Origin of the sequence: Pseudonocardia sp. HH130630-07 (assembly GCF_001698125.1) — a bacterium.
In the GTDB taxonomy this organism is placed as follows: domain Bacteria; phylum Actinomycetota; class Actinomycetes; order Mycobacteriales; family Pseudonocardiaceae; genus Pseudonocardia.
Genome location: NZ_CP013854.1, coordinates 2629757 through 2648299, shown reverse-complemented (window position 1 = coordinate 2648299; position 18543 = coordinate 2629757). Strand labels below are relative to the sequence as shown.

Sequence of the window (18543 nt, the reverse complement as noted above, 5' to 3'; positions counted from 1 at the left end):
GGTCAGCCGCGGCAGCCGCAGCGGCTCAGCGTCGCCGCGACCCGGTCCAGTGCGGGACGCGCGTCGGCCGGGGACGTCCCGTTCGACAGCAGCGCGAACACCAGCAGCCGGCCGTCGATGTCGGTCACCACCCCGGCCAGGCTGGACGCCCCGCTCAGCGTGCCGGTCTTCGCCCGCACGACCCCGCGCCCGGCCACCGCGGACCCGTCGGTGAAGCGCTCCGCGAGCGTGCCACCGCCACCGGCGACCGGGAGCCCGGTCAGGATCGGGCGCAGGAACTGGACGTCGTCCGGGCTGTCGGACTGGGCCGCGGCCGACTGCAGCACCGAGCCGAGCAGCCGCGCCGGGACCCGGTTGTCCACCGACAGCCCGCTGCCGTCGGCGATCTGCAGGCCCTGCACGTCGTACCCGGCCTGCAGCAGCGACGAGGTGACCGCGCGGGACGCGCCCTCGAACGACGGGTCGCCCTCCTGGACGACCGCGACCTGCCGGGCGAGGGCCTCGGCGGTGACGTTGTCCGAGGCGGTGAGCATGTACTCGACGAGGGTCGCGATCGGCGGGGAGAACACGCTGCCCAGCACCGGTGCCTCCGCCGGGGCCCGGCCCTCCTCGACGTCGCCGGCCCCGAGGGCGTCGGCCAGTGCCCGGCCGGCGGCCTGCGCGGGGTCCGTCGAGCGCGGGCCGTCCTGCTCACCGGGGTCGGTACGGCCGCCGTCGAGCATCAGGGGCGTCATCGGGGCGACGTAGCCGTCCGCCACGTCGCTCGGGCCCCAGCCGGGCGCCTCGGCCGGACCGGTCCACAGGGCGGTGTCGACGAGGACCCGGTTGATCTGCCCCGGGCGGGCCTTCTTCACCTCGTCGGCGAGCTCGGCGATCCGGGCGGGCTCGGGGTAGAGCCCGTTCTCCCCCAGCGGCAGCGCGGTCAGCGAGGGGTCGCCACCGCCGACGAGCACCACCGAGTCCTCGGTCGGGCCGGGCACGACGCGGGTCGCGAGCCGGTCCAGCGGGTCCAGGGTGAGCAGCGCGGCGGCCGCGGTGAGGAGCTTCATCGTGGAGCCGGGGAGCATCGCGCGGTCACCCTCGCGCTCCCACAGCGGCGGCACGCTGCGCGGGGACGCCGAGTCCAGCACGACCCCGGTCACCTCGCCGAGCTCCGGGGCGTCGAGCTGGTCGGCGAGTGCCTGGGTGATCCCCGCCGAGTTCGGGACGGGTGCGGTGGGCGTGAGCGGCCCCAGCTCGGGCATCGGGACCGGCGGGTACTGCACGGCCGCGGTGCCGAAGCCCATCTCGCCGCGGGTCTCCGGACCGGCCAGCGCGACGGCTCCGAAGAGCGACGCCAGTGCCATGACCGCGACGGCGACGACGGCGAACCGGCGCGTGCTGCGGTCGGTCCGCCGGTGCCTGCGTCCCACTGGAGCCTCCTGCTCGCTGCCCGGCACCGGGGTTCCGGTGCCGTTCGACCTGTCCGGGCGACGGTGCGACGGTCGCCACATCTGCCGCCGGTGAGGTCACCGCCTGCAGCCGCGGAGTCCGGCTCCCCCACACTAGGGGGAAGCACGGACTCCGCCGGAACGGGCGGGCCACCCCTCTTCAAGGAGCAACGAACCGTGGACTTCGACGTCACCATCGAAATCCCCAAGGGCGGCCGGAACAAGTACGAGGTCGACCACGAGACCGGTCGCATCCGGCTCGACCGGACCCTGTTCACCGCCACCCAGTACCCCGCCGACTACGGGTTCATCGACGACACCCTGGGCGAGGACGGGGACCCGCTGGACGCGCTGGTCCTGGTGCAGGAGCCCACCTTCCCCGGCTGCGTCATCCGGTCCAGGGCGATCGGCATGTTCCGGATGAAGGACGAGGCCGGCGGCGACGACAAGGTGCTGTGCGTCCCGTCCAGCGACCCGCGCCAGGAACACCTGCGCGACATCCACCACCTCGCCGAGTTCGACCGGGCGGAGATCCAGCACTTCTTCGAGATCTACAAGACCCTCGAGCCGGGCAAGAGCGTCGAGGGCGCCTCCTGGGTCGGCCGGGCCGACGCCGAGCGCGAGATCAAGGCGTCCTACGAGCGCGCCAAGACCGCCGGGCACTGACCGGCACCCCGGGACGGCCGGTCCGGCCGTCCCGGGAGGCGCGGGTCACACCTTCTCGAACACCGCGGCGAGCCCCTGCCCGCCGCCGATGCACATCGTCTCCAGCCCGTAGCGGGCGTCCCGGCGGTGCATCTCCCGGCTCAGCGTGGCGAGGATCCGGCCGCCGGTGGCCCCCACCGGGTGCCCCAGCGAGATCCCCGACCCGTTGACGTTCGTGCGCCCGAAGTCCGCCTCGGTGAACTTCCACTCCCGGGTGCACGCCAGCACCTGCGCCGCGAACGCCTCGTTCAGCTCGATCAGGTCGATGTCGGCGAGCGTGAGCCCGGCCCGCTGCAGCGCGGTGGCCGTGGCCGGGACCGGGCCGATGCCCATCGTCTTCGGCGGCACCCCGCCCAGGCCCCAGGAGACCAGCCGGACCAGTGGCCGCAGGCCCAGCTCGGCGGCGGTCCCCGGGCTGGTCACGACGCACGCGGCGGCGCCGTCGTTCTGGCCGGAGGCGTTCCCGGCGGTGACCGTGGCCTCGTCGTCGTCGCGGCGCAGGACCGGGCGCAGCCCGGCCAGGGTCTGCACCGAGGAGTCCGGACGGATGTGCTCGTCGGTGTCGACGACCGTGTCCGACCGGCGTCCGGGCACCGTCACCGGGACGATCTCGTCGGCGAACCGCCCCTCGTCCCGGGCCGCCGCCGCACGGTGGTGCGAACGCACGGCGAGCTCGTCCTGCTCGGTGCGGCCGATCCCGTACTCCCGGCGCAGGTTCTCCGCCGTCTCCAGCATCCCGCCGGGCACCGGGAAGTTGACCCCGCCCGCGGTGACCCGGCCCCGGGCCAGCGAGTCGTTCAGCAGCACGCCGGGGGTGCCGCCGCGGATCCCCCAGCGCATCCCGGTCGAGTAGAACGACGCCCCGGACATCGACTCCGCGCCACCGGCCAGCACGACCTCGGCGGCACCGGTCTGCACCTGCATCGCCGCGTACAGCACCGCCTGCAGCCCGGACCCGCAGCGCCGGTCGAGCTGCAGGCCGGTCACGGTCACCGGCAGCCCGGCGTCGAGGGCGGCGACCCGGCCGATCGCGGGGGCGTCCATCGAGGGGTAGCAGTGGCCGAGCACGACGTCGTCGACGACGGTCGGGTCCAGACCGGTCCGCTCGACCAGCGCGGAGAGCACCGTCGAGGCGAGCGTGTGCGCCGGTACGTCGCGCAACGCACCGCCGAAACCACCCACCGGCGTGCGCAGGGGCTCGCAGATCACCGCGTCCCGCAGCTCGGCCCCCATCAGACGTACTGCCGGGTCAGCCAGCGGGCGACGACGGCCGGTTTCTCCGCGCCCTCGATCTCGACCGTCACCGTCGACGCGATCTGGACACCGCCGGAGACGTCACCGACCTCGTCGATCGTCACCCGGCCGCGGACCCGCGAGTCCACCGGCACCGGGCTGGGGAACCGCACCCGGTCCAGGCCGTAGTTGACGCCCATCCGCACGCCCTCGACCCGGTACACGGCCTTGACCAGCACCGGGAGCAGCGACAACGAGAGGAACCCGTGCGCGATCGTGGTGCCGAACGGGCCGTCGGCGGCACGCTCGGCGTCGACGTGGATCCACTGGTGGTCGCCGGTCGCGTCGGCGAAACCGTCGATGCTGTCCTGCCCGATCCCGACCCAGTCCGAGACGCCGACCTCGGTGCCGGCCGCCGCCCGTAGCTCGTCCACTCCGTTGAAGACGTGCATCTCCACCCACTTCCGCGTCGTGTGCGTCCGTCGGTGAACCTCTCTACCGCATCGGACGAACAACGGCCGGGACGACGTCGTCCGCCCCGCGCCGCGCGGACCGGCCGACTTGGCTATGGTCGGTGCGCGAGGACGTGCCCGCGGCCAGGAGCGGGCCACCCCTCCACGGAAGGCCACCACGCGATGCACCCGACCGCAGCGGACCGCCGATGAGCAGTCCGACCGCCCCCGTGCGGGGGCTGGCGCACCGTGCCGTGCCCTACCGGGACCCGGACCACCAGGCCGAGTCGCTCGCCGGCCCGCTCGCGGCCGCGCTGGAGCGTGGCGCGCGGGCGATCGTCGTGGTCGAACGGCGGTGCCGGGTCGCGCTGGAACGCCTGCTGGGGCGGGACGCGGGCGTGCTGTTCCGGCGGCCCGAGCGGATGCACTCGGCCCCGCCGTTCACCGTCGCGGGGCGGTGGAGCCGGGCGGTGCGCGCGGCGCTCGCCGACGGCGCGCCGGACGTCTGCACGGTCGGCCAGCCCTGCCCGGTCCCCGGTACCGACCCGGCCTACTGGACCCGCCTGGACCTCGCGCTGGACCACGCGCTGCGCGACCTCCCGGTGCAGATGCTGTGCTGTTTCGCCGACGGCGCCGCCGCCAGGGCGGACGCGGGCGCGCTGCACGACGAGCTGCTCGTCGACGGGGTGCCGGTCCCCAGCGGGCACCGTCGGCGCCCGCTGCGGGACCTGCTCGCGGAGAACCCGCAGCCGCCGCCCGCGGACCTCGGCGCCCCGCTGGTCGAGCTGCCGATCCGGCTCGGCGACCTGGGCTCGATGCGCCGTGTGGTGCACCGGCAGGCGGTACTGAGCGGTTGCGGCCCCGGCCGGGCCGACGACCTCGTCCTCGCGGTGAACGAGCTGCTCAGCAACGGTATCGAGCACGGCTCGGGGGCCCCGGTGCTGCGGATGTGGCGCACCCCCGACGGGCTCGTCGCCGAGATGGCGGACCCGGCCGCGGTGCACCTGCCGTTCCCCGGGCTGAGCGCGCCGCCGGCCGCCGGGACCCGCGGCCGTGGGCTGTGGCTGGCCTCCGAGCTGACCGACGTGCTGCAGGTCTGGACGGCCGAGGACGACCCGGGCCGGGTGCGCGGCACCGTCGTCCGGGTGACGACGAGCCCGCCGTGACGCCGGGCGTCGATCCGGTGGCCCGCTTCCTGCGCATGGTGAGCGGGCCGGAACCGGAGCTGGACCGGGCCGCGTGCGCGATCGCCGTCGGCATGGGCCGCGAGGACCGCACCGCCCGGGTGACGGCGGCGCTCGACGACCTCGCCGACGGCGTGACCGGCCCGGAGTCGCTGCTGCACCGGCTGTTCATCGACGCCGGGTTCGTCGGCAACGTGACCGACCGCGCCGATCCCCGCAACTCCTTCCTGCCCGACGTGCTGGAGCGCCGGACCGGCATCCCGATCACGCTGGCCGTGGTGACGATCGAGGTCGGGCGGCGGGCCGGGGTCCCGCTGGAGGGCGTCGGCATGCCGGGGCACTTCCTGGTCCGGCTGCCCGGGACCCAGCGCTACCTCGACGTCTTCGACCGGGGACGACGGCTGGACCCGGCCGGCTGCGAGCGGCTGTTCCGGGCCACCACCGGCGCCGGCCCGGAGGTGCCGTTCGACTCCGGGATGCTGCCGCGCGTCTCGACCCGCCAGATCCTGGCCCGGATCCTGGACAACCTGCGGGTGGTCCACGCCCGGTCCAGGGACCACGCCGGGCTGGAACGGGTGCTGCGGATGCGGCTGGGGCTGCGGCACCGCGGCCCCGACCTGATCCGCGAGCTGGGCTCGGTGCTCGCCGCCCAGGCCCGGTGGGACGAGGCGGCCCGCCTGCTGGAGACCTGGGCCGACGGTCCGGGACGCGGGTCGCGCAGCGGGGCCGAGACCCTGGACGAGGTGCGCACCGAGGCCCGGCGGCACCGGGCGCACCTCAACTGACGGTCCGGGCCGGTTCCGCAGCGCGGACGGCTGGTACGTCAGGTGTGCGGGGCGCGGGTCGGGGCGCCGGAGTCCTCGCCGAACCGCCACGGCTGGCCGGTCGACTCCAGCACCGCCATCCACAGGTCCCCGTACGGGTCGACCTGGTTGCGGCGGCTCACCGCGAGGGACATCGGGATGTGCACGAACCGGCGGCGGACGCGGCCGACGACCATCGCCGTCCGTCCGGACATCGCGGCGTGCACCGCGGCCTGGGACAGCCGCACGGTGTAGACGCTGTCGTACGGGTTCGCCGGGACGCTGCGGATCAGGTAGCTGGGGTCGACGTAGCGCACCGTCGTCTCCATCCCGGCCCCGGCGAAGGACTCGGTGATCCGCTCCCGCATCCACGGGCCGATGTCGGCGAGCTTCGCGTTGCCCGACGCGTCGGTGCGCCCCACCGGCGGCAGCAGCTCCTGCCCGGCCCCCTCCGCGACGACGACGACCGCGTGCCCGCGCTGCTCCACCCGTCGTCGCAGGTGGTGCAGCAGGCCGGTCTCACCGTCGAGCTCGAACGGCACCTCGGGGATGAGGACGGCGTCCGCGTCGGACCGGACGAGCGAGGCGTAGCAGGCGATGAAGCCGGAGTGCCGGCCCATCAGCTTGACCAGCCCGACCCCGCCCGGGGTGGACTTGGCCTCCACCGTCACCGACCGGATGGCGTCACTGGCCTGGGAGAACGCCGTCTGGAAGCCGAAGCTCTGGTCGATGAACGGGATGTCGTTGTCGATCGTCTTCGGGATCCCGACGACGGCGATCCGCAGGCTCCGCTCGGCGACCACCCTGGCGATCTCCATGGCGCCGCGCATCGTGCCGTCGCCGCCGATCACGAACAGCACGTTGAGGTGCATCTGCTCCAGGCAGTCGACGATCTCCTCGGGGTCCTGCGGGCCGCGCGAGGTGCCGAGGAAGGTGCCGCCGTCGACCGGGATCTCGCGCACCGACTCCGGCGTCAGCTCGACGACGTCGTGCCCGTAGGAGGAGACGAACCCGCGGTAGCCGTTGCGGAACCCGACCACCCGGCGCACGCCGTAGTGGTAGGTCAGGGTGCGCACGAGGCCGGCGATGACGTCGTTGAGCCCCGGGCAGAGCCCGCCGCAGGTGACGATGCCGGCCCGGGTCTTCGACGGGTCGAAGTAGATCTGGCGGCGCGGGCCGCAGGGCTCCAGCCCGGGCAGGTCCTCGACGTCGACACCGCGGGACTTGAGCCCGTTGGCGGTGTCGTCGAGCAGGACGCGGTCACCGGAGTCGACGTAGTGCTCGGTGGTGCGTCGGGCGTCGAGCAGCGGGGCGAGCGGGGACGTGATGCGGGCCGGGCCGAGGGTGTCGATCGCCAGGTCGTCCGGAGTGATGGTGCTGTACTCCCACGTCGTCACACGCACTCCTTCAGGTGTATCGATCCCGTACCCGCCCCAATCGTCGCCTACGGCCCGGTGGACCGCACCGACACCCCCGGAGCGGGGGTGCAACTAGGCTGGGCCGGTGCCGCTCGCTCTGATCACCAACGACGACGGAATCGGGTCCCCGGGGCTGTATCCGCTGGCCAGGGCGGCGCGGGAGGCGGGGTACGACGTCGTCGTGGCCGCCCCGGCGTCGGACGCCAGCGGGGCGGGCGGGTCGGTCCGGGCGGTCGTCGGCCCGGAGGACGACGGCCACGTCGCGCTGAGCGCCCGGGACGACATCGCCGAGCTGGACGGGATCGAGGCCTGGGCGCTCGCCGCGGACCCGGCGTGGATCGTCCAGGCGGCCGGGCAGGGCTGGTTCGAGCGCCGGCCGGACGTGGTGCTCTCCGGGATCAACATCGGCGCGAACACCGGCGGCCAGGTGCTGCACTCCGGGACGGTCGGCGCCGTGCTCGCCGGGGCGCTGAACGGCTGGTCCGGGATCGCGCTGTCACTGGCCTGCGGCCTGGCGGTGCCGCGGCGTCCGCACTGGGACACCGTCACGGCACTGCTGCCGGAGCTGCTCGAACGGTTGCGCTCCCGCCCGGCCGGGACGCCGTGGACGGTCAACGTCCCCGACGTCGGCATCGACCGGCTCCCGCCGCTGCGCGAGGCCGCGCTCTGCGCGACCGGCTCGGTGCGGGTGCGGATGGTGCACCGCGGCCCGGACGGCGACCGGCCCGGCGGCCTGCGCGCGGTCGTGTCCGAGGAGCACTCCGAGGCGCTGCCCGGTACCGACGTCGCGCTGCTCGCCGCGGGACACCCGACGGTGACCGAGCTGTCCCCGATCGGCTTCCGGCCCGGCGGGACCGGCTACCCCGCCTGAGGCAGGGCGCCGGCGCCGACCGACCGGTACTCCCGGCCGACGTGGACGAGCGGCCCGCCGCGCCGCCGCAGCCCGAGCACCTCCACGATCTCCGCGGCGAACAGCAGCGACGCCCCGACCTCGGCGACCGAGCACACCCGGGCACGCACGGCCGTCCCGACGTCGGGCAGCCACGGCTCGCCGGTCGGCAGCGACACCCACCGGGTCCCGGGCCCGAACCGCTCCGCACCGGGCGCGGCGAAGTCGGCGGCGAGGCCGGCGTCGACGTCGTCGAGCAGGTGGACGACGACCGAGCCCGACCCCAGCACCGCATCGGCGAGCCGGGCGGTGCGCGCCATCGAGAACGACAGCGCGGGCGGGTCGGTGGACACCGAGGCGACCGACGACATCGTCATCCCCGCCGGTCCCGCCGCCCCGGTCGCGGTCACGACGGCGACCCCCGCCGGGTGCCCGCGGAACGCCGTCCGCAGGGCCCCGGCGAGATCGGTACGGGTGCTCATCACCCCCGCGCCCCCGCGAGGCGCTCGGCCGCGTCGGCCCAGTCGACGACGTTCCACCAGGCCTTGACGTAGTCCGGCTTCACGTTCTTGTACTGCAGGTAGAAGGCGTGCTCCCACATGTCGAGCAGGACGATCGGGGTCTGCCCGGCCGGGAGCTGGGACTGCTGGTCGTAGAGCTGGTGGATCAGCAGCTTCTGCCCGAGCTGGTCGTAGCCCAGGATGGCCCAGCCGGAGCCCTGGATGGTGGTGGCCGCGGCGGTGAAGTGGGCCTGGAACGCGTCGAAGGAGCCGAAGTCGGCGTCGATCGCGGCGGCCAGGTCACCGGTGGGCTTGTCGCCGCCGTCCGGGGAGAGGTTCTTCCAGAAGGCGGTGTGGTTGACGTGGCCGCCGAGGTTGAACGCGAGGGTCTTCTCCAGGCCGACGATCGCGCCGAAGTCGTTCTTCTCGCGGGCCTCGGCCAGCTTGTCCAGGGTGGCGTTGAGGCCCTGGACGTAGGTGTTGTGGTGCTTGGAGTGGTGCAGCTCCATGATCTCCGGCGCGATGTGCGGGGCGAGCGCGCCGTAGTCGTAGGGCAGGTCCGGAAGCGTGTACTGAGCCATGACCGAAGCCTCGGACCTGTACCGGACTTCAGGTCAGGTGTGACCTGCGACTAGGGCGTGTCTCCCAATGCGCGGAGCCAGGTGACGATCGCCTTCAGGACGGCGCCGCCGCGGAAGGTCAGGGCGAGCTTGTCGTAACGGGTGGCCAGCCCGCGCCACTGCTTGACGTGGCAGAACCCGCACTCGACGACGTTGCGGTTTCGGTAGTCGACCGGATCGAATGCGGGCGGTCGGCCACCGCGTGAGCCCCGTCGTTTGCGGTGTCCCTGCTGGTCAGAGGGCTCCGGAATGACAGCGATGATCCGGCGCTCGCGCAGGTGCCGGCGGATCGCGCGTGAGGAGTAGGCCTTGTCCGCGCGCACGCGTTCAGGCCGGGTCCGGGGTCGTCCCGGGCCCGGTCGGGCGATGCTCAGGCGCGCCATCAGGTGCGGAAACATTGGCGAGTCGCCGCCCTGGCCGGGGCCGAGGAGGACCACCAGCGGGCGGCCGTGCCCGTCAACGAGCTGGTGGATCTTCGTCGACAGCCCTCCGCGGGACCGTCCCAGCGCGTGATCTGCTGGTTCGGCGAGCAGATTCGTGTAGTTCGATCCGGCCCCCTGTGTCGCGCTTGAGGGTCGCGGCGTGCTGGTGGGCACGGATGATCGTGGAGTCCACGCTGACCGCCCACCCGAGCACCTCGGCGGCGTCGGCCTCGACCAGAAGAGCAGCCAGGATGTGGTCCCAGGTGCCGTCGCCGCTGTAGCGGCGGTGCCGCTTCCACAACGTCTGCCACGGCCCGAACTCGGCTGGGACGTCGCGCCAGGGAAGCCCGCACCGATACCGGTAGATGATCCCCTCGAGCACCCGGCGGTCATCGCGGAACGGGCACCCGCGACGACCCTCGGAGGAGGGCAACAGCGGCGCCAGACGGGCCCACTGGGCATCAGTCAGGACAGCGGTACGCGGCACCGATCAAGCATCGCGCACCCCGGTCCGCCTATCTGGGAGACACGCCCTAGTTGTCGTCGCGGCCGGTCAGGGCGTGCTCCAGCTCGTCGGCCAGGTGGACGACCTGGCGGAAGGGGAACTCGAAGCCGTCCAGCGCGGCCGGGCCGAGCGGGATCGAGTGCCGGTAGACGACGACGCCCTCCTCCGCCGCGAGCCCGCCGACGACCGAGGGCCCGGCGAGCTCCAGGGCCCTGGCCAGGTCGACGTCGGCGACCCGGGCCACCGGCGACTCGATCTGCACCCACTCCTGGTCCGGGTCGGCGACGGCGGCCGCGGCGTCGGTGATCTCGACGCCCGGCTGGGCGGCGTCCTCCCGGACCCGCTTGACGATGACGAGCTGCGTGCGGTCACCGGTCGTGGGGAGCCGGAAGCGCAGCTCGGACGCCGTCTGCCGCACGATCTCGTACCGCACCACCACGTAGGAGTGCAGGTCGTCCCAGGTCGCCACGGCTTCTCCCCCTCGTACCGGCGGGCCCCGCGGCCCGTCCCGCCGTGACCCTAGCGTGACCGCGGCGGCGGGCGGCGGGCCCCGGCGTCCGGTGGGCCTCAGCCCTCCAGCCCGGTGGTGATGAGCTGGTCGACCGGGGCCCGGTCGTCGGTCAGCACGGGTGCGCCGGCGGCGAAGGCCGAGGTACGGCCGGGGTCCAGGACGGCGCCGGGCTCCCCGGCGCGCGTCACCGCGCCGTCCAGGGCCGCCGGGTCGAGCGGCCGGTCGGACGCGACGACCACGACGTTCCCGCCGCCCCCCGGTGCGAACTCCGACGGGCGGGCCACCAGCCCGGTCGAGCCGAACCGGGTGCCGACGGTGGCGGTGGCCGCACGCACCAGCTCCAGCGGGTCCCGGTCGATGACGTTGAGCAGGTAGAGCCCGCCCGGCCGCAGGACCCGCCGGACCTCGTCGACGAACTCGACCGTGGACAGGTGCCACGGCACCGAGCGGGCGCCGAACGCGTCCCCGATGACGACGTCCGCCGAGTCGTCCGGCCGCTCGGCCAGCCCAGCCCTGGCGTCACCGGTGCGCACGGTGGTTCCCGGGATCCCGCCGGCCTCCAGCTCGCGGACGCCCAGGTCGACCACGCCGCGGTCCAGCTCCAGCACGGCCGACGTGCTCCCGGGCCGGGTCGCGGCCAGCCAGCGCGGCATGGTGAGCGCGCCCCCGCCGACGTGCACGACGTCCAGCGCCCGCGCGGGCCCGAACGCCGTGTCGACGGCCGCGGCGAACCGCTTGGTGTAGGCGAACTCCAGGTGCGCCGGGTCGCCGAGCCGGACGTAGGAGTGCCGCAGGTCGTCGAGCACGAGGTAGCGCCCGGCGGGATCGCCGGGATCGGGCTGCACCGAGGCGCAGTAGTAGGTGGTGTCGGCGTCGCACCGGCCCGGCACGGCGACCAGCGCGACCGCGAGCAGGACGGCAGCGGTGCCGCCCCGGGCGACGTCCCGACGGCGCCGCCACGGTGCCACCAGCACGCCGAGCAGCAGGCACGCGGCCGCCGTGAGGAGCAGGATCACGCTCACCGGGAACAGCGCGACCAGCACGAACCCGGTGAGGAAGGTGCCCGCGAGCGACCCGATCGTCCCGGCCGCGGACAGCCCGCCGATGACCTCCCCGGACCGGTCGAGCCCGGTCAGCCGGGCCCTGGTGACCGCGGGCGTGACCGCGGACAGCGCGGTCACCGAGACCAGCGTGGACGCCGCGACGAGCAGCACCGCCGCGGACGGCCCGGCCCCGAGCACCGGGCCGAGCAGCCGTACCAGCGGCCGCACCGCGAGCGTCCCGAGCCCGCCGACGACGAGCATCAGCGCCGCGACGGCCACCGGGTCGTGCCGGTCGGCCCAGCGCCCGCCGAGCGCGGCGCCCGCGGCGATCCCGGCGAGCGCCACCCCGATCACGGCGGTCGTCGACTCCAGGGTGAGGCCGACGTACGGCGCGACCAGCCGGGTGGCGAGGGTCTCGACGACGAGGATCGCCGCCCCCGACACGACGACGGCGGTCCGGGCGATGGCGAGGCGCACCGGGCCATCGTGCCGTCCGGGAACGGCTCCCCGGGAACCAGGCCCCGCCCCTCGCACCCCGCCCCGTTGTGCACTCATGGAGCCAAAGCCTCGTCCGGCCGGGCTCTTGCTCCATGAGTGCCGATCGGGTGGGGCCGGAGTGGCGACCGGACCGGACGGGACGCGCCCTGCGCCCCCGGAGGTCGGACGGCGGCCAGGAACCCGGTGATCACGGATCGGGAAGCAGGACGGCCACGGGTGGCCGGATCCCTTCCCGATCGCTGATCATCACGAGCCGGTCCGGGTCTCCCCCAGGCGCAGGACCAGTTTGCCGGTGTTCTCCCCGCGGAACAGCCGCAGCAGCACCTCGGGGAAGTCGTCCACGGTCCCGTCGACGACGTCCTCCCGGCTGTGGATGCGGCCCTCCGCCAGCCATCCGGCGAGCTCGGCGGCCGCCTCGCCCCAGCGCTCGGCGTAGTCGCCGACCAGGAACCCCTCCATCCGGGCCCGGAACACCAGCAGGTTCATGTAGTTGCGCGGCCCGGCCGGGACGCCCTCGGCGTTGTACCGGCTGATCGCCCCGCAGATGACGATCCGGGCGTGCATCGCGAGCCGGCCGAGCACGGCCTCCAGGATGTCGCCGCCGACGTTGTCGAAGTAGACGTCGACGCCGTCCGGTGCCAGCTCCTTCAGGCGCTGCGAGACGTTCTCCGTGCGGTAGTCGATCGCCGCGTCGAAGCCCAGCTCGCCGGTGAGCCACGAACACTTCTCCGGGCCCCCGGCGATCCCGATCACCCGGGCCCCGCGGATCCTCGCGAGCTGCCCGACGACACTGCCGACCGCACCGGCGGCCCCGGACACGACGACCGTCTCGCCCTCGGCCAGCGCACCGACGTCGAACAGCCCGAAGTAGGCGGTCATGCCGGTCATGCCGAGCAGCGCGAGGTAGCGCTCCGGCGGGACGCCGTCGGCGGGCTGCACCTTCTGCAGGCCGGAGCCGTCGGACTCGAGGTACTCCTGGATCCCGACGACGCCGGTCACCGTGTCCCCGACCGAGAACTCCGGGTGCCGCGAGGCCACGACCCGGCCCAGGCCCAGCGCCCGCATCACCTCGCCGAGCCCGACCGGCGGTGCGTAGGACTTCCCCTCGTTCATCCAGCCGCGCATCGCCGGGTCGAGCGAGAGGTGGCTGACCCGGACGACGAGCCGCCCCGCACCCGGCTCCGGGACCGGCTCGGAGGTGTGCTCCCAGACCTCCGGCCCCGGAGTCCCCTGCGGCCGCGCGGCGAGCCGCACCTGACGGTTGACGTCGTTACCCATGAGTACGGTCTACCCCCACGGCCCCGCCCGCACCCACCCGCCCCGAGGCCCACTCATGGAGCTAGAGCCCGGCCAGGCGAGGCTCTAGCTCCATGAGTGCGGCTTGGGGTGGGGTGAGCGGGGCGAGTGAGGCGGGTGAGGCGGGTGAGGCGGGTGAGGCCGGAGGGTGGGTGGGTCAGAGACCCAGGTGCCGGGCGATCAGCATCTTCTGCACCTCGGAGGTGCCCTCGCCGATCTCCAGGATCTTCGCGTCGCGGTAGAACCGCCCGACCGGGTACTCGTTCATGAAGCCGTACCCGCCGAACACCTGGGTGGCCGCGCGCGCGTTGTCCATCGCCGCGTTCGACGAGACGAGCTTGGCGATCGCCGCCTCCTTCTTGAACGGCTCGCCCGCCACGAGCAGGCGGGCCGCGTGCTGCCAGGCCAGGCGCGCGGTGTGCGCCCGCGCCTCCATCTCCGCGATCATGAACTGGACGGCCTGGTAGGAGCCGATCGTGTTCCCGAACGCCTCGCGCTCGCCGGCGTAGCGGACCGACTCGTCGACGCAGCCCTGCGCCAGCCCGGCCGACAGCGCGGCGATCGCGACCCGGCCCTCGTCCAGGATGGACAGGAACTGGGCGTAGCCGCGGCCGCGCTCGCCGAGCAGGTTCGCCTCCGGCACCCGGACGTCGTCGAAGAACAGCTCGCGGGTGTCGCTGCAGTTCCAGCCGACCTTGGAGTACTTCGGACCGACGGTGAACCCGGGCGTCCCGGACGGGACGAGGATCGCCGAGATCTCCTTGCGGCCGTCCGGCTTCTCCCCGGTGACGGCGGTGACGGTGACGACCGAAGTGATGTCGGTGCCGGAGTTGGTGATGAAGCACTTCGAGCCGTTGATCACCCACTCGCCGCCGTCGAGCCGGGCCGTGGTGCGGGTGGCGCCCGCGTCGGACCCGCCGCCGGGCTCGGTGAGGCCGAACGCCCCGAGCGCGCGACCGGCCGCGAGATCGGGCAGCCAGCGGGCCTTCTGCTCGTCGGTGCCGAACCGGTGGATCGGCATCGCGCCGAGCCCGACACCGGCCTCGACGGTGATCGCGACCGACGAGTCGACCCTGGCCAGCTCCTCCAGGGCCAGGCAGAGGGCGTAGTAGTCGCCGCCCATGCCGCCGTGCTCCTCGCCGATCGGCAGGCCGAACAGGCCCATCGCGCCCATCTTCGCGGTGATGTCGTACGGGAACTCCTCGCGGATGTAGAGGTCCCCGATCACCGGGGCCACCTCCTTGCGCGCGAACTCCTCGACCGAGGCCCGCAGTGCCTCGTAGTCCTCGGCGGTGCTCATGGCGTGTCCTCTCCGGTGTCGACGACCAGCAGCACCGCGTCCTTCGCGACGGTGCCGCCGGGTCGTGCCCTCAGCTCACGCACCGTCCCGCCGACGGCGGCGGTGAGCACGTGTTCCATCTTCATGGCCTCGACGACCACGAGCTTCTGCCCGGCGACGACGGTGTCGCCGTCGGCGACGTCGACGACCGTCACGGTGCCGGGCATCGGCGAGCGGACCGCACCGTCACCGGGACCGGACGACGCCGTCGCGGCGGCCTCGGTCGGCTCCTGCTCGCGCACGCCCCAGGTCCGGCCGTCCCGGGAGATCCAGAGCGTCCCGTCGGCGCCGCGGGCCACCGGGTAGCGGCGGGTCCGCCCGTCGTGCGTGTGCGCGATCGTCCCCGGTCCGGTGACGACGGTGCGGCACCGCACGACCGGGGCGGCCGGCACGCCGGGCACGGTGTGCCCCGCCGGGTCCGGGCCGGGCAGCGCCAGCTCGAAGTCCGCGGCCCGGCCGCGGACCCGGATCTCGGTCGCCGCCGTACCGGCCCCGCCCGCGACCAGCCGTCGTACGGTCCAGGCCGGTCCGCCGACCCGCCAGCCACCGGGGACGTCGAACGGGTCGACGACGCCCGGCCCGGGCTCGCGCTGCAGCAGCCCGTACCCGGCGACGGCTCCGAGCACGTCGTCGGGAACGCCCGTGTCGGCCAGCGCGGCACCGCGCCGGGCGATCAGGCCGGTGTCGAGGCGCCCGGCGCGGACGTCGTCGTCGGCCAGCAGGTTCCGCAGGAAACCGACGTTGCCGTCGATCCCGAGCAGCCTGGTGTCCCGCAGCGCCGCGTCGAGCCGGCGCAGTGCCTCGGCGCGGGTGGCCCCGTGGGTGATCACCTTGGCGAGCATCGGGTCGTAGTCGGACCCGACGACGGTCCCGGTCGCGACGCCGGAGTCGACCCGCACGCCCTCGGCGGGCGTCCACTCCAGGATCTCGCCGCCGGACGGCAGGAACGTCAGCGCGTCGCCGGAGACCGACGTCGTCTCGGCGTAGACCCTGGCCTCCATCGCGTGGCCGGTGAGCACCACGTCGTCCTGGCCGATCGGCAGCGGCTCCCCGGCGGCGACCCGCAGCTGCAGCTCGACCAGGTCCAGGCCGGTGACCTCCTCGGTGACCGGGTGCTCGACCTGCAGCCGGGTGTTCATCTCCAGGAAGAAGAACTGGTCCGGGCGGTCGGAGCTGACGATGAACTCGACGGTCCCGGCACCGGTGTAGCCGACCGCGCGGGCCGCCTCGCACGCCGCACGGCCCATCCCGGCCCGCTGCGCGTCGGTGAGCAGCGCCGACGGCGCCTCCTCGATGATCTTCTGGTGCCTCCGCTGCAGCGAGCACTCGCGCTCGCCGAGGTGCACGACGCCGCCGTGGGCGTCGGCCATGACCTGGATCTCGATGTGCCGGGGCGTGGTGACCAGCCGCTCGACGAGCAGGGTGTCGTCGCCGAAGGAGCCGCGGGCCTCGCGCCGGGCTCCGGCGATCGCGTCGGCGAGCTCCGCGGGCCCGTGCACCTCACGCATGCCCTTGCCGCCGCCCCCGGCGGACGGCTTGAGCAGGACGGGATAGCCCACCTCGGCGACGACGGCGGTCAGGTCCTCGTCGGACAGGCCCGCGCCGTCCGACCCCGGGACGACCGGGACCCCGGCCGCCGAGACGGTCCGCTTGGCCCGGATCTTGTCGCCCATCGCCTCGATCGCCGACGGCGGCGGCCCGACGAACACGATCCCGGCCCGCTCGCAGGCGGCGGCGAACGCGGTGTTCTCGGACAGGAAGCCGTAGCCCGGATGGATCGCCTGCGCGCCGGTGGCCCGGGCCGCGGCGATCACGTTCTCGATCGACAGGTAGGACTCCGCGGCCGCGGCCGGTCCGATCCGGACCGCCTCGTCGGCCGCGCGGACGTGCGGGGCGCCGGAGTCGGCGTCGGAGTACACCGCGACCGAGCGGATCCCCAGCGCGCGCAGGGTGCGGACGACGCGGACGGCGATCTCGCCGCGGTTGGCCACCAGGACGGTGTCGAACAGTGCCGGTTCCACGAGGGCCCTCACATCCGGAAGACGCCGAAGGCCGGGTCGGCCAGGGGCGCGTTGGCGGCCACGGACAGGGACAGCCCGAGCACGGTGCGGGTGTCGGCGGGATCGATGACGCCGTCGTCCCACAGCCGGGCGGTCGAGTAGTAGGGGTGCCCCTGGGTCTCGTACTGCTCCCGGATCGAGTCCGGATCGACGCCCGAACCGACGGTGCCCAGCACGGTGGCCGCCTGCTCGCCGCCCATCACCGAGATCCGGGCGTTCGGCCACATGAACAGGAACCGGGGCGAGTACGCCCGCCCGCACATCGAGTAGTTCCCGGCCCCGAACGACCCGCCGATGACGACGGTCAGTTTCGGCACCCGGGTGGAGGCGACCGCGGTCACCATCTTCGCGCCGTTCTTCGCGATCCCGCCGGCCTCGTACTCGCGGCCGACCATGAAACCGGAGATGTTCTGCAGGAACACCAGCGGGATGCCGCGCTGGTCGCACAGCTCGACGAAGTGCGCGCCCTTCAGCGCGGACTCGGAGAACAGGATCCCGTTGTTCGCCACGATGCCGACCGGGTGGCCGTGGATCCGGGCGAAACCGGTGACCAGCGTGGTGCCGTACTCCGACTTGAACTCGGAGAACCGCGAGCCGTCGACGATCCGGGCGATCACCTCGCGCACGTCGTAGGGGGTCCGCGAGTCGGTCGGCACCACCCCGTAGAGCCCGGCCGGGTCCACGGCGGGCTCCTCGGTCGGTGTCACGTCCCACGGCCGGGGTGCGCGCGGGCCCAGGGTCGCGACGATCGCGCGGACCCTGGCCAGCGCGTCGGCGTCGTCGGTGGCCAGGTGGTCGGTCACCCCGGACGTCCGCGAGTGCAGGTCGCCGCCGCCCAGCTCCTCGGCGGTGACGACCTCGCCGGTGGCCGCCCGGACCAGCGGCGGGCCGCCGAGGAAGATCGTCCCCTGGTTGCGGACGATCACCGCCTCGTCGCTCATCGCCGGGACGTAGGCGCCGCCCGCGGTGCACGAGCCCAGTACCGCGGCGATCTGCGGGATGCCCCGGCCGGACATCTGCGCCTGGTTGTAGAAGATCCGCCCGAAGTGCTCCCGGTCCGGGAACACCTGGTCCTGCTCGGGCAGGTAGGCGCCGCCGGAGTCGACGAGGTAGATGCAGGGGAGCCGGTTCTGGGCGGCCACCTCCTGGGCGCGGAGGTGCTTCTTGACCGTGACCGGGAAGTAGGTGCCGCCCTTGACCGTCGCGTCGTTGGCGACGATCACGCACTCCCGGCCGGCCACACGGCCTACCCCGGTGATGATCCCGGCACCGGGGGCCTGGTCGTCGTACATGCCGTGGGCGGCCATCGGCGACAGTTCCAGGAACGGCGACGACGGATCCACCAGCGTGTCGACCCGGTCCCGCGGGAGCAGTTTCCCGCGTTCGACGTGCCGGACCCGGGACCGTTCCGGGCCACCGAGCCGGGCGGTGGCGAGCTGCGCGTTCAGGTCCGCGACCAGATCGCGGTGCGCCGCGGCGGCGGCGACGGAGCGCTCGTCCGCCAGGTCGACCGCGGAACCGATCCGCGGGGCCTCCTGCGTTCCTCCGACCACCATCTCCACCCTCTCGGTTAATGACCGTTAACAGGTTAGCGCTCATTAACGTCGGGCGTCCAGACCGCGGGACTCAGGCCGG

At 74.0% G+C, this 18543-nt stretch carries 16 protein-coding genes and 1 pseudogene; 4 read left to right on the top strand and 13 right to left on the bottom strand.

The window, feature by feature from the left end; all coding sequences use genetic code 11:
* Window positions 1–2 precede the first annotated feature (2 nt).
* The gene (dacB, locus tag AFB00_RS12910; RefSeq protein WP_197519840.1) at window positions 3–1412 is read right to left on the bottom strand and encodes a D-alanyl-D-alanine carboxypeptidase/D-alanyl-D-alanine endopeptidase; all 1410 of its coding nucleotides are present in this window, start codon (window positions 1410–1412) and stop codon (window positions 3–5) included.
* A 195-nt stretch (window positions 1413–1607) separates the two neighbouring features.
* On the opposite strand from dacB, the gene AFB00_RS12905 reads away from it, so the two are divergent.
* The gene (locus AFB00_RS12905) at window positions 1608–2096 is read left to right on the top strand and encodes an inorganic diphosphatase (protein WP_068797435.1); all 489 of its coding nucleotides are present in this window, start codon (window positions 1608–1610) and stop codon (window positions 2094–2096) included.
* A gap of 45 nt (window positions 2097–2141) precedes the next feature.
* Here AFB00_RS12905 and AFB00_RS12900 read toward each other — a convergent pair whose 3' ends face one another.
* Window positions 2142–3356: an acetyl-CoA C-acetyltransferase gene (locus AFB00_RS12900; RefSeq protein ID WP_068800263.1), complete on the bottom strand. Its 1215-nt coding sequence runs from the start codon at window positions 3354–3356 to the stop codon at window positions 2142–2144.
* Window positions 3357–3367: 11 nt separating this feature from the next.
* Window positions 3368–3820 (bottom strand): MaoC family dehydratase, encoded by a 453-nt coding sequence (locus AFB00_RS12895; protein ID WP_068800262.1) that lies wholly within the window; start codon window positions 3818–3820, stop codon window positions 3368–3370.
* Between the two features lie 209 nt (window positions 3821–4029).
* Here AFB00_RS12895 and AFB00_RS12890 point away from each other — a divergent pair, with 209 nt between their 5' ends.
* Both AFB00_RS12890 and AFB00_RS12885 read left to right on the top strand, forming a co-directional pair.
* On the top strand, window positions 4030–4986 hold the full coding sequence (locus tag AFB00_RS12890) for an ATP-binding protein (protein ID WP_068797434.1): 957 nt from the start codon (window positions 4030–4032) through the stop codon (window positions 4984–4986).
* Complete coding sequence (locus AFB00_RS12885; protein WP_068797433.1) at window positions 4983–5789, top strand: SirB1 family protein; 807 nt, start codon at window positions 4983–4985, stop codon at window positions 5787–5789. Before AFB00_RS12890 ends, AFB00_RS12885 begins: the two co-directional genes overlap by 4 nt.
* A 38-nt stretch (window positions 5790–5827) precedes the next feature.
* On the opposite strand, the gene AFB00_RS12880 is transcribed toward AFB00_RS12885, so the two are convergent.
* Entirely contained in the window at window positions 5828–7204 is a 1377-nt protein-coding gene (locus AFB00_RS12880) for an ATP-dependent 6-phosphofructokinase (RefSeq protein ID WP_068797432.1), read from the bottom strand.
* Between the two features lie 106 nt (window positions 7205–7310).
* Between AFB00_RS12880 and surE the strand changes: the two genes are divergently transcribed.
* Complete coding sequence (gene surE / locus AFB00_RS12875; protein WP_068797431.1) at window positions 7311–8096, top strand: 5'/3'-nucleotidase SurE; 786 nt, start codon at window positions 7311–7313, stop codon at window positions 8094–8096.
* Here the strand turns inward: surE and AFB00_RS12870 are convergent.
* From AFB00_RS12870 to AFB00_RS12825, 9 genes and pseudogenes are all read right to left on the bottom strand, one after another.
* Complete coding sequence (locus tag AFB00_RS12870; RefSeq protein WP_068797430.1) at window positions 8084–8596, bottom strand: flavin reductase family protein; 513 nt, start codon at window positions 8594–8596, stop codon at window positions 8084–8086. The two genes, surE and AFB00_RS12870, sit on opposite strands and share 13 nt — an antisense overlap.
* Window positions 8596–9195: a superoxide dismutase gene (locus tag AFB00_RS12865; RefSeq protein ID WP_068797429.1), complete on the bottom strand. Its 600-nt coding sequence runs from the start codon at window positions 9193–9195 to the stop codon at window positions 8596–8598. The genes AFB00_RS12870 and AFB00_RS12865 overlap by 1 nt, the downstream gene beginning before the upstream one ends.
* 50 nt (window positions 9196–9245) lie before the next feature.
* Window positions 9246–10143, bottom strand: a pseudogene (locus AFB00_RS31790) (IS5 family transposase).
* A 46-nt stretch (window positions 10144–10189) separates the two neighbouring features.
* A complete protein-coding gene (locus AFB00_RS12850) occupies window positions 10190–10630 on the bottom strand; it encodes a hypothetical protein (RefSeq protein WP_068797428.1) in 441 nt (146 codons plus the stop codon).
* Window positions 10631–10728: 98 nt separating this feature from the next.
* Complete coding sequence (locus tag AFB00_RS12845; protein ID WP_068797427.1) at window positions 10729–12192, bottom strand: fused MFS/spermidine synthase; 1464 nt, start codon at window positions 12190–12192, stop codon at window positions 10729–10731.
* A 267-nt stretch (window positions 12193–12459) separates the two neighbouring features.
* Window positions 12460–13491 carry an NADP-dependent oxidoreductase gene (locus AFB00_RS12840; protein ID WP_197519839.1) on the bottom strand — a complete coding sequence of 344 codons (1032 nt, stop codon included), beginning with the start codon at window positions 13489–13491 and terminating at the stop codon, window positions 12460–12462.
* A gap of 175 nt (window positions 13492–13666) precedes the next feature.
* Window positions 13667–14809 (bottom strand): acyl-CoA dehydrogenase family protein, encoded by a 1143-nt coding sequence (locus tag AFB00_RS12835; protein WP_068797425.1) that lies wholly within the window; start codon window positions 14807–14809, stop codon window positions 13667–13669.
* Window positions 14806–16857: an ATP-binding protein gene (locus AFB00_RS12830; RefSeq protein WP_083276025.1), complete on the bottom strand. Its 2052-nt coding sequence runs from the start codon at window positions 16855–16857 to the stop codon at window positions 14806–14808. Before AFB00_RS12830 ends, AFB00_RS12835 begins: the two co-directional genes overlap by 4 nt.
* A gap of 20 nt (window positions 16858–16877) precedes the next feature.
* Window positions 16878–18431 carry a carboxyl transferase domain-containing protein gene (locus tag AFB00_RS12825; RefSeq protein WP_068800261.1) on the bottom strand — a complete coding sequence of 518 codons (1554 nt, stop codon included), beginning with the start codon at window positions 18429–18431 and terminating at the stop codon, window positions 16878–16880.
* Window positions 18432–18543 lie beyond the last annotated feature (112 nt).

Coding starts and splice junctions, on each gene's coding strand:
- AFB00_RS12895 (WP_068800262.1), bottom strand. CDS start 3,820: ATGCACGTCTTCAACGGAGTGGACGAGCTACGGGCGGCGGCCGGCACC.
- AFB00_RS12890 (WP_068797434.1), top strand. CDS start 4,030: ATGAGCAGTCCGACCGCCCCCGTGCGGGGGCTGGCGCACCGTGCCGTG.
- AFB00_RS12870 (WP_068797430.1), bottom strand. CDS start 8,596: ATGAGCACCCGTACCGATCTCGCCGGGGCCCTGCGGACGGCGTTCCGC.
- AFB00_RS12865 (WP_068797429.1), bottom strand. CDS start 9,195: ATGGCTCAGTACACGCTTCCGGACCTGCCCTACGACTACGGCGCGCTC.
- AFB00_RS12840 (WP_197519839.1), bottom strand. CDS start 13,491: ATGGGTAACGACGTCAACCGTCAGGTGCGGCTCGCCGCGCGGCCGCAG.
- AFB00_RS12835 (WP_068797425.1), bottom strand. CDS start 14,809: ATGAGCACCGCCGAGGACTACGAGGCACTGCGGGCCTCGGTCGAGGAG.